Here is a 1,389-nt window from a genome sequence, read left to right as displayed (position 1 = left end):
CCTCTTGCAGGACCGCGGAAAACATAACTGTGAGAGTTCTTCTGCGGCCCGGGATGGGTTGCTGCCAGGCTCGGCGCTCGTGATCCGGCATGACTCGCAACATAACTGGCGCCCCATCAGGGGCTGCCGTGCCCCCGAGATGTCTGCCGGACGCGGGCGCCGACCTGGCCCACCCGTTGGCTTGATCAGCAGCTTGTCCGCCTCCCGGCGTGACTCATCACAGTTCCGCCACGTGGTGACTCCACCCAGGCCGACGCCGATCACGGCCCGTCCGCCCGGAGGAGAACAACCGCGTGACCATGCTCGCAGAACACGTCGACGGCGTCATCGGGGTCGACACCCACCGCGACACACTCGCCGCAGCCGCCGTCAGCCCCATCGGGGCCGTCCTGGAGACCACCGACGCACCCGCTCACACCCGCGGCTACCGGCGCCTGCTGGAGTTCGCCCGCCAGCACGTGCCCGGACCCCGTTGCTGGGCACTCGAAGGAACCGGCAGTTACGGCGCCGGCCTCGCCGCCTTCCTCGAAAACGCCGGTGAACGCGTCGTCGAGGTCTGCCGCCCCAAGCGGCCGCCGGCCCGCGGAGGCCGCAAGACCGACATGCTCGACGCCATCCGCGCGGCCCGCGAGGCCCTGGCCACCGAGCACGTCATCCAGCCCCGAAGCCGCGGAGAACGCGAGGCGATGCGCGTGCTGCTGGCCACCCGGCAGGGCGCTGTGCACGCCTCCACCGCAGCCATCAACCAGCTCAAGGCATTGATCGTCTCCGCGCCGGACGACCTCCGTGCCGAACTGCGACGCCTCAGCCGACCACAGCAGGTCACACGCTGCGCCGGCCTCCGCGACCGCCCCGCGCTGGCCGCCGAGCACCGCATGACCATCCGCGCCCTGCGTTCCACGGCGCAGCGCATCCGGCACCTTCAGGCCGAAGCTCGCGACTTGGAGAACGAGCTCCTCCAGCTCGTCCGACAACAGGCCCCCGAACTCCTGGAGTTGCTTGGCGTCGGGCCGATCACCGCAGCGCAGATCCTGGTCAGCTGGTCGCATCCGGGCCGGTTCCGTTCCGAGGCCGCCTTCGCCTCCTTCGCCGGCGTCGCGCCGATTCCGGCCTCGTCGGGCCTGACCAACAAGCACCGGCTGAACCGGGGCGGCGACCGTCAGCTCAACCGAGCGATGCACACGATCACCCTGATCAGGATGCGACTTGATCCTGCCACGAAGACGTACGTCGCCCGCCGCATCAGCGAGGGCAAGAGCCCTCGCGACGCGCAGCGATGCCTCAAGCGCAACATCTGCCGCCAGATCTTCAAGATCCTCGAACGAAGGAGCCAGCCGGACGCAGAAGTACTTCCTCAAGCGGCTTGACACGACATAGCAGCCTCGGGGG

At 69.2% G+C, this 1,389-nt stretch carries 1 protein-coding gene; it reads left to right on the top strand.

Going from position 1 to position 1,389, the window contains the following annotated elements; genetic code table 11:
• Positions 1-299 precede the first annotated feature (299 nt).
• Positions 300-1,367, top strand: a complete 1,068-nt coding sequence (locus ACFWPQ_RS51940; protein WP_384052199.1) for an IS110 family transposase — start codon at positions 300-302, stop codon at positions 1,365-1,367.
• The last annotated feature ends 22 nt before the right edge of the window (positions 1,368-1,389 follow it).

It is taken from the genome of Streptomyces sp. NPDC058464, from assembly GCF_042721035.1.
Taxonomy (GTDB): domain Bacteria; phylum Actinomycetota; class Actinomycetes; order Streptomycetales; family Streptomycetaceae; genus Streptomyces.
This window is presented reverse-complemented; position numbering and strand designations above follow the sequence as displayed.

Coding starts and splice junctions, on each gene's coding strand:
- ACFWPQ_RS51940 (WP_384052199.1), top strand. CDS start 300: ATGCTCGCAGAACACGTCGACGGCGTCATCGGGGTCGACACCCACCGC.